Source organism: Candidatus Zixiibacteriota bacterium (assembly GCA_014728145.1).
Classification (GTDB): Bacteria; Zixibacteria; MSB-5A5; order JAABVY01; family JAABVY01; genus WJMC01.
Genome location: WJMC01000019.1, coordinates 1 through 8,106, shown reverse-complemented (window position 1 = coordinate 8,106; position 8,106 = coordinate 1). Strand labels below are relative to the sequence as shown.

Below are 8,106 nucleotides of genomic sequence, written 5' to 3'. Positions count from 1 at the left end.
GCCCCCTCGATTTTGAATGTCTCGGTCGATTTGAGCCTGCTCGCGGGCGGTTCGACCTATGTCGATTCGATTAAGATCGATGCCGGCGGTGCCGACAATTCACCGCAGTATATCAAGGTCGTCTTCAAGGTCGGTAACTATGCCCCTGAAATCACTACGATTCCGGCTACACTTGCAATTGCGGACAATTTGTATATGCATGATGTCGATGCGGAAGGTTTTCCTGCACCTGAATACGAACTCGTTACAGCTCCTGATGGAATGACCATAGATCAGGCGACAGGTGTTATCAGCTGGACGCCTCCTCCGGTGCTGGCCGACTACGATGTCGAAGTGCGCGCTTACAATGTTGCCGGAGAGGATACTCAGAGCTTTACTATTACAGTTAAGGGCTATGCCCCGACGATTACAACCGAACCTTCTCTGGACGCGACACTGGGATCAACCTACACTTATAATGTGGATGCTACCGGTGTTCCGGATCCCTGGTTTACTTTCAGCCAGGCTCCGGCAGGTATGACGATCGATTCCGCCACTGGCCTGATTACCTGGTTGCCGAATAACGTCGGTCCGGTTATTACTGAAGTGGGTGACTACGATGTCAAGGTAGTGGCCAAGAATCCGGACATGACTATTCAGAGTTTCACCGTTACCGTCAAGGGTGTCCCGGCCCGGATAGTTTCCACAGCTCCGATCAACCCTGTCGACACGGGCGAAGTCTACGTCTACGATCTCAACGCGGTCGGTAAACCGCTTCCGGAGTTTGCCCTCCTCGAAGCTCCGGCAGGTATGACTATCAATGCGGAAAACGGGTTGATTACCTGGACCCCGACTGAATATGGTGTCTATAACGTGATCGCCGAAGCCAGAAATATCGTCGAGGCCCCGGATGTCGCCGCGGTCGATACGGAAGAATTTACGGTGGTTGTCGAGGTACCGACCGGTGTGGATGACGGTTCCGGAGCGGTTATTCCAACCCGGGTCGAACTGGGTAATAACTATCCGAATCCGTTCAACCCGAACACCATGATCGAATACGCGCTTCCGGAAAATGCCTATGTCACGCTCACTGTCTATGATATCCTGGGTCGCAAGGTGACCTCGCTGGTTGAAGGCAGTAAGTCCGCCGGCTATTATTCGACCTCCTGGAACGGTACTGATTCGCGCGGTAATGTAGTTGCCAGCGGAGTCTACTTCTACCGTCTCAAGGCCGGTAACCATATCGAAACCAAACGAATGGTCCTGCAGAAATAGATTATTTCAGTCTAAAATATAACCCCCGGATTTTGCAATCCGGGGGTTTTTTTGTTGTGCTGATTTACTTCTTTGGTATATTTTCCGCATCGAAATCAAACTCTGTTTCAGGCAGGCGAAGATGGCAGAAGAGCTGATTAAAACTCAGATAGTATCACTCTGGAAAGATCATATCTACCCCAATATTCTGGAAGCTCTCGATAAATCCCCTGCAGGCAGGCTCGACTGGGCTCCGGCGGAGAAGATGATCGAACTCGGCAACCTGTTTTTGCATATCGCCGAATGCTCCGACTGGTGGTATTCGGAAGTGATGTTGAAACAGGAATCTGCCGAGCTGGCAGTCGCCGGACGACTTTGCCCCGAAAAGGATATCATCAGAAAGCATCTCGAGGATCATCAGCGCCGGATGCTCGCATTGTTTTCCGCCAGCGATGAAATTCTGGCGGAAGAGTACATAATTGAGGGCAAAACGCAGGTCCACAAATTCAAAGGCGCCTGGATCTACGTCCATGTCATCGAGCACGATATCCATCATCGTAGCCAGATAAATCAATACCTCCGGATTCTAAGAATCGATCCACCTGAGATTTAGGCGGTTAAATGACAGACATCGGCGATTCCAAAAAACTGACGGATCCCCATCTCGGACCGGTTGAAAGCGGGGAGAGGATTTCCGTCATCGACAGCCTGCGGGGCGTCGCTCTGCTCGGAATTTTAAGCATGAACATATATTTTTTCGCCATGCCGGGATTCGCTTACTTTTCTCCCAGGGCCTATGGCGGTGCTGAGGGCTTGAACCTGGTTGTGTGGGCAATTACGAATATGTTCTGCAACCTGAAGTTTATGGCGATCTTTTCGATGCTGTTCGGGGCCGGCTTTTTGATCATGAGCGAGCGGGCCGAAAGCAGGGGTGTGCCGGTCGGGCCGGTTTATTACCGGCGCACCTTGTGGCTACTGGTGATCGGCCTGATACATTCCTACCTGATCTGGATCGGCGACATTCTGGTGCCCTACGCGGTCTGCGGGTTGTTGCTGTTCTTGTTTCGAAAGCTTTCCGCCAAGGGACTTTTGATCTCCGCCGTTATTGTGCTCTCGGTCGGATTCATTTCAATCACCGGGGGAGTGCTGTTTTTCGATTTTGCCCGCACACAGTCACAGCTTCACGAGGAAGCTGTCGAGGCCGGAGAAAAGCCGGAGGACCTCCAGGTCGAAATGCATGAAGCCTGGACGGAGATCAAAACTGAGATGTTCACTCATAACGAGGATATCGAGGAAGAAGTGGAGGCTTACCGCGGAGGTTACACCGATATACTGAAATTCAGGATTCCCCGGGTGATCGAGATGCAGACAATGGCGATCCCGTTTTATCTGCTGTGGCGCGCGGGTGGTCTGATGCTTCTGGGGATGTCGCTTCTTCGCAGGGGAATACTATCCGGCCAGAAAAGCAAAGGCTTTTATCTTAAGATGATGATTCTGGGGTATGCGCTGGGTCTGCCTTTGACTATTTATGATTCATATTTCCTGTACATCCATGAATTTGACCAGATCTATAAAATCGGTCTGCCGTTTAATTACGTCGGCAGTATCGCGGTCGCCCTGGGGCATGTCGGGCTGGTGATGCTGATCTGTAAGTCGGGCTGGCTGAATGCGCTGATGGCGAGGCTGGCGGCGGTTGGCCGGATGGCGCTCACAAATTACCTGATGCAGTCGATTTTATGCACCACTTTCTTTTACGGCTATGGTTTGGGTTTATACGGTCACCTGGAACGGTCCACGCAGTTTCTGGTGGTATTCGCGGTCTGGATCCTGCAACTTATTTACAGCCCGATCTGGCTAAAACATTTTCGTTTCGGCCCGGCTGAATGGCTGTGGCGAAGTTTGACTTACTGGAAAATCCAGCGTTTCCGCAAAGAAGCTTAATCTGCCAGGATCATGGTGCCGTTCAGGAGATCGTCGATATCCTGACGGTATTCGCCGAAAAGATTGCTTCCGGTGAAGGCGACCACCTGCACAGCTCCCGATTTTCCGGCCCAGTAGTAGCCCTGGTAGTGGAACATGATGCCCTCGATGATTCCCTCGATTCCCATCACCAGCATATTGCGTCCGTTGATTCTGCGCACTTCTTCCTCGACCACATCGACACTGCTTCCGGCGGCGCGCGCGTTTTCGACTGCCAGGTTGCGCAAAGTCTCGAGGGTCATGCTGATTCTTTCCACGATCACGAGAGCGAAACAGTCCTCGGTGGCGTGTTCGAGCATAAACTCCGCGTCGCCGTTGGTGCTGGTCTGAATCAGGTTCCATTTACTCGGATCGTACCAGACCTCGACCAGACCTTTCTTGCTCTTGATCGCCGAAGTGGCACCTTCCGGTTTTTCAAAAACTGCTGATGACTGGCTTTGGCCGCGATCCGAAGTTACATAGTCCCAGGTCCCTTCCGGATATAACACGACCGTGCGCCCATCGGCAGTGGTGGCGTTGATCGGGTAGTCTTCGCTGACAGCAGTAACCGTCGTCATCATAATCAATATAATGATGCAGATAAATATGGATTTCATGCTCCCTCCTGAACTCACCGAGCCATTTTGTTATTAGTATCGGAAGGGGCGATGATTACTGAAGTTCAAGAATATTACAACCGTCAGGTGCGCAGGTAGGACGCGCCATTGGCATCAATAATACAGCCGGTCAGGTAGTCGACGCCCTCACCTGCCAGAAACAGCACAGTACGGGCTATTTCATCGGGACGGGCGGCCCGTTTCAAGGGGCTCTGGTTTTTGATATCGTCACCTGCGGGTCCTGCCAGCATCTGTTTTACCATGTCGGTCTCGACGAAGCCGGGGGCAACCGTATAGACGAATATATTGTGGGGCGCCAGTGCTTTCGCGAGCGACTGCCCGAAGGAATTCAGGCCGGCTTTGGCCGCGCCGTAAGCGGGAGAATTCGGTTCGCCTCGAAACGCTCCCCGTGAGGTGATATTGATAATTTTTCCGCCTTTTTGGGTGATCATCCGGTTGGCCAGATGATATGACAAAAATGCGGGGGCACTCAGGTTGACAGCGATAGTTTTGTCCCAGAATTCGCGCCACCTGTCGAAAGGCATTTCACTGACCGGGTGATCCTCGAATATGCCGGCGTTGTTGACCAGTATATCGATTCGTTCGAGTTTATTGTAGCAGTCGTTTACCAGTTTTTCGACCGTGTCCAGATCTGAAAGATCGGAGGATATGATTTGATGGTCCGATCCTGGTAAATCCTGCCTGGTTTTTTCAGCTGACTGCCTGTCGCTGTTGTAGTGGACAATTATTTTCGCGCCGGCCTCGGCCATACGCAGGGCGATTGCCCGCCCGATGCCCCGTGAGGCTCCGGTTATCAACACGGTTTTACCCGAGAGATCGATTTGCATATTTCTACCTGCTTGAGCTATTTATTAAATATTCAATCTTCATTTCTTTTTTGCCCGCCCGGCAACCGCGATTGCTTTTTCAGCCCACACGGCGAGTTCATCGCGATCCTCCAGGATATCTGCCAGAATTTCGTAATAGCTCATAGTCTGGCCCTCCTCGCCGTAGGGTTGAAATGGTTTCGCGCCGATCTTCTCGAAATCGGGCAGATTGCTGTCATCGACTTTGAAGTACAGGACATCATCGGCAATCAGCGCGAAAAACAAACCGTCGCAGTAAATACCCATCCCGCCGAACATCCGGCGCCCGTTGATCCTCCCGATCCCGGCGAGCTGATCGATAACAAAATCTGCAAAACTGTTGCTGACTGGCATAATGTTTATAGATTTATAATTACTGAACAATCAAGGATAGCACAGGTTTCAGAATATGTCAATCGTTTCGAAAGGTAATAGTCGCGATGTATGAAGATGTAAAAATAGAAAATATCGGTCCGAAGGAAAGCCGGCGCAGGATGTTTTTCGGATTATTGGTTTTTGCGGTTACAATCGTGATCCTGGGAGTCATGATGGCGACTGATATCTCCCGCTGGTGGAGACTGGCCTTGTTTATTCCGTTCAGCATGGCCGCCCTGGGATTTATTCAGTCTACCCGCAAGACCTGTGTGGTCCTGGCGACGCAGGGTGCCTGTAATTTCGACCGGGGGGAAGAGCCGATATCCGATGAGAATGTTCGCGCATTGCTTCTGGCGAGGTCGCGTACAATCAGGATCCAGTCGATGCTGGCCGGGTTGATATTGACATTTGCGACCATCGCACTGCCGGTTTAGACTCCGTTCAATCCATAAAATCTCTATTATTCCCGAGAATCAGCGTAAAATCGAGCGGTCTGGTTCGTATTTATATTAGTTTTGGTGCGATCCGGGGATGCGAGAATTGCACAAAGATCATGCCGGGCTTTAACGGAATCGTGTAAGTTGTTAGTATATATGTAATTATAGCAATATATTAGGAATTTATTTTGTTGACAGATCGGAAAAATCAATTATCTTATATAATGAAATCAGCCCGCCAATGGGTCTTTTTTTTGTCAAACCGTTGGTCGCACAGGTGTTACAAAACTCGAGGTATTATTAAATGAGAAAGACTTTCTATATCCTGTCGGTTATGCTCCTGCTTTTGTGCGCGTCTTTATACGCCAAAAGCGATGAGGTCTATTTACGTTTCCAGCCCGATTCATTTGAGGATCTGAAAAAGCTTACCAATGTCGTCTCGATCGACAATATCGAGGACGGCTGGGTGTATGCCTACGCCAACAGCCGGGAGCTTTCGGAATTCGAGGGATACGGGTTGCCGTACGAGCTTCTGCCTCACCCCAACAGCCTTATCGAGGTTCCGATGACATCGGACAAGAGCGGTATGAAAGACTGGGACTCATATCCGACTTACGATACTTATGTCAGCATGATGAACCAGTTCGAGAGCGATTATCCCGATCTTTGCGAGATTGTGAATGTGGGTTTGTCGGAAGAAGGACGTGACATCCTGTTTGCCAGGATCTCTGATAATGTCAGTGTCGAGGAGGATGAGCCAGGTGTGATGTACACGGCCACGATGCACGGCGATGAGCTGGCCGGTTACGTTTTGACCCTGCGCCTGATTGACTACCTGCTGAGCAATTACGGCACGGATTCACTGGCCACCCGTCTGGTCGATTCCTGCGAGATCTGGATCAATCCGCTGGCTAATCCCGATGGTACTTATGCCGGTGGTAATCATACTGTGAATAATTCAACCCGCTACAACAGCAACGGTTATGACATCAACCGCAATTTTCCTGACCCGGACGGTCCGATATCAAATCCAAACGGCCCCTGGCAGGCGGAAACGGTCGCGATGATGGATTTCGCCGAGGATTATACTCTGGCGATCTCCGCCAATATTCATGGCGGTGCCGAGGTTGTAAACTACCCCTGGGATACCTGGTCGCGTCGTCATGTCGACGACCTGTGGTATATCGATATCAGCCGCGCCTATGCTGACTCGGCCCAGTTTTACAGCCCGTCGGGTTACCTCACAGATTTAAACAACGGAATCACTAACGGCTATGACTGGTACACTACTTCCGGAAATCGCCAGGATTATATGAATTACTGGCACCATTGCCGGGAGGTCACGCTCGAGCTGTCAGGTGTCAAGAAGCTTCCTGCCAGTCAGCTTCCGGCCCATTGGACTTATAATAAAGCTTCGTTTTTAAACTGGTTCGAGAACGCCCTGTATGGTATCAGGGGAGTTATCACCGATGCCGGTACCGGGCTTCCATTGTATGCCATGGTAGAAGTGATAAATTACGATGAGGACCAGGACAGCTCGCAGGTGTACACTGACCCGGAGGTAGGCGATTATCACCGCATGCTCCAGGCCGGTACTTACGACCTGATTTTCAGCGCGCCGGGTTATTATCCCGACACGATTTTCTCGATTGCGGTTTCGCAGTTCGACGCGGTCCGTCATGACGTCCAGCTTCAGCCTCTGCCGAATGAACCGATTCTGCAGTTCGCCGGCCACAACAGCGGTCCGGTCGATCCCGGGGATACGGTCGGATTCAATATCACGCTGGAGAACAGCGGTGCTGGAATTTCCTACAACACCGTGGGAACGCTGTTTACCTCGGACCCGTACCTGACGGTTACGCAGAACAGTTCGACTTATCCCGATATCGGAGCCCTGGGTGGAACCGAAATTTCCAACAGCCAGTATGAATTTGCTGTCGATTTGAGCTGTCCCCTGGAATATTCCGCACCCCTGCAACTCGAGGTCACCGCTGACGGCGGTTATATTGACACGCTGACATTCAGTGTCATGATCGGTCTCCAGATCGAGGATTTCGAGAGCGGAGATTTTGCCACCTTCCCCTGGGAATTCGGCGGTTCCGCGGATTGGACGATCACTGCCAGCGACGTTTACGAGGGCAGTTATTCAGCTAAATCCGGCTCGATTTCAGACAACCAGAGTTCTTCATTGATATTGACCGCGGATGTCATCTCAAGCGGTCAGATCAGTTTCTTCTATAAAGTCTCTTCCGAGAGCGGTTACGATTATCTCAGTTTCTATATCGACGGCCTGCTTCAGGATGAATGGGCCGGTACGGCCGGCTACAGCGAGGCGGTTTACAGCGTCAGCGCCGGACTGCATACGTTTAAATGGGAATACGATAAGGACGGCTCGCAGTCATCCGGGTCGGATTGTGGCTGGATCGATTTCATTACCTTCCCGTCGATCGAGTTCAATCCGGAAATCACCACGACCAGCCTGCCGGACTGGACGGTCGGTTTCAGTTATTCCCAGCAGTTGACCGCCACCGGCGGTATGGGAAACATGACCTGGCAGGATAAAAACGGCGACCTGGCCGGTACCGGCCTGACCCTCAGTTCCGATGGTCTCCTGAGCGG

The 8,106-nt window shown here is 51.4% G+C and carries 8 protein-coding genes; 5 read left to right on the top strand and 3 right to left on the bottom strand.

Going from position 1 to position 8,106, the window contains the following annotated elements; translation table 11 throughout:
* The 3 genes from GF404_00920 to GF404_00910 form a co-directional block, all read left to right on the top strand.
* A partial coding sequence (locus GF404_00920; GenBank protein MBD3380735.1) for a T9SS type A sorting domain-containing protein occupies nucleotides 1-1,254 on the top strand: 1,254 nt, incomplete at its 5' end.
* 121 nt (nucleotides 1,255-1,375) lie between these two features.
* Nucleotides 1,376-1,846, top strand: a complete 471-nt coding sequence (locus GF404_00915; GenBank protein MBD3380734.1) for a hypothetical protein — start codon at nucleotides 1,376-1,378, stop codon at nucleotides 1,844-1,846.
* 8 nt (nucleotides 1,847-1,854) lie between these two features.
* Nucleotides 1,855-3,174 (top strand): DUF418 domain-containing protein, encoded by a 1,320-nt coding sequence (locus GF404_00910; GenBank protein MBD3380733.1) that lies wholly within the window; start codon nucleotides 1,855-1,857, stop codon nucleotides 3,172-3,174.
* On the opposite strand, the gene GF404_00905 is transcribed toward GF404_00910, so the two are convergent.
* The 3 genes from GF404_00905 to GF404_00895 form a co-directional block, all read right to left on the bottom strand.
* Nucleotides 3,171-3,809: a hypothetical protein gene (locus GF404_00905; GenBank protein MBD3380732.1), complete on the bottom strand. Its 639-nt coding sequence runs from the start codon at nucleotides 3,807-3,809 to the stop codon at nucleotides 3,171-3,173. The genes GF404_00910 and GF404_00905 overlap by 4 nt on opposite strands.
* Before the next feature lie 83 nt (nucleotides 3,810-3,892).
* The gene (locus GF404_00900) at nucleotides 3,893-4,657 is read right to left on the bottom strand and encodes an SDR family oxidoreductase (protein ID MBD3380731.1); all 765 of its coding nucleotides are present in this window, start codon (nucleotides 4,655-4,657) and stop codon (nucleotides 3,893-3,895) included.
* 39 nt (nucleotides 4,658-4,696) lie between these two features.
* A complete protein-coding gene (locus tag GF404_00895) occupies nucleotides 4,697-5,029 on the bottom strand; it encodes a hypothetical protein (GenBank protein ID MBD3380730.1) in 333 nt (110 codons plus the stop codon).
* An 86-nt stretch (nucleotides 5,030-5,115) separates the two neighbouring features.
* Here GF404_00895 and GF404_00890 point away from each other — a divergent pair, with 86 nt between their 5' ends.
* Both GF404_00890 and GF404_00885 read left to right on the top strand, forming a co-directional pair.
* The gene (locus tag GF404_00890; protein MBD3380729.1) at nucleotides 5,116-5,484 is read left to right on the top strand and encodes a hypothetical protein; all 369 of its coding nucleotides are present in this window, start codon (nucleotides 5,116-5,118) and stop codon (nucleotides 5,482-5,484) included.
* A 307-nt stretch (nucleotides 5,485-5,791) separates the two neighbouring features.
* The coding region (locus GF404_00885) for a hypothetical protein (GenBank protein ID MBD3380728.1) at nucleotides 5,792-8,106 on the top strand (2,315 nt) is incomplete at its 3' end.

What these genes read in the sequence shown, in the direction of transcription:
- GF404_00915 (MBD3380734.1), top strand. Translation starts at nt 1,376, where the DNA reads ATGGCAGAAGAGCTGATTAAAACTCAGATAGTATCACTCTGGAAAGAT.
- GF404_00910 (MBD3380733.1), top strand. Translation starts at nt 1,855, where the DNA reads ATGACAGACATCGGCGATTCCAAAAAACTGACGGATCCCCATCTCGGA.
- GF404_00905 (MBD3380732.1), bottom strand. Translation starts at nt 3,809, where the DNA reads ATGAAATCCATATTTATCTGCATCATTATATTGATTATGATGACGACG.
- GF404_00900 (MBD3380731.1), bottom strand. Translation starts at nt 4,657, where the DNA reads ATGCAAATCGATCTCTCGGGTAAAACCGTGTTGATAACCGGAGCCTCA.
- GF404_00895 (MBD3380730.1), bottom strand. Translation starts at nt 5,029, where the DNA reads ATGCCAGTCAGCAACAGTTTTGCAGATTTTGTTATCGATCAGCTCGCC.
- GF404_00890 (MBD3380729.1), top strand. Translation starts at nt 5,116, where the DNA reads ATGTATGAAGATGTAAAAATAGAAAATATCGGTCCGAAGGAAAGCCGG.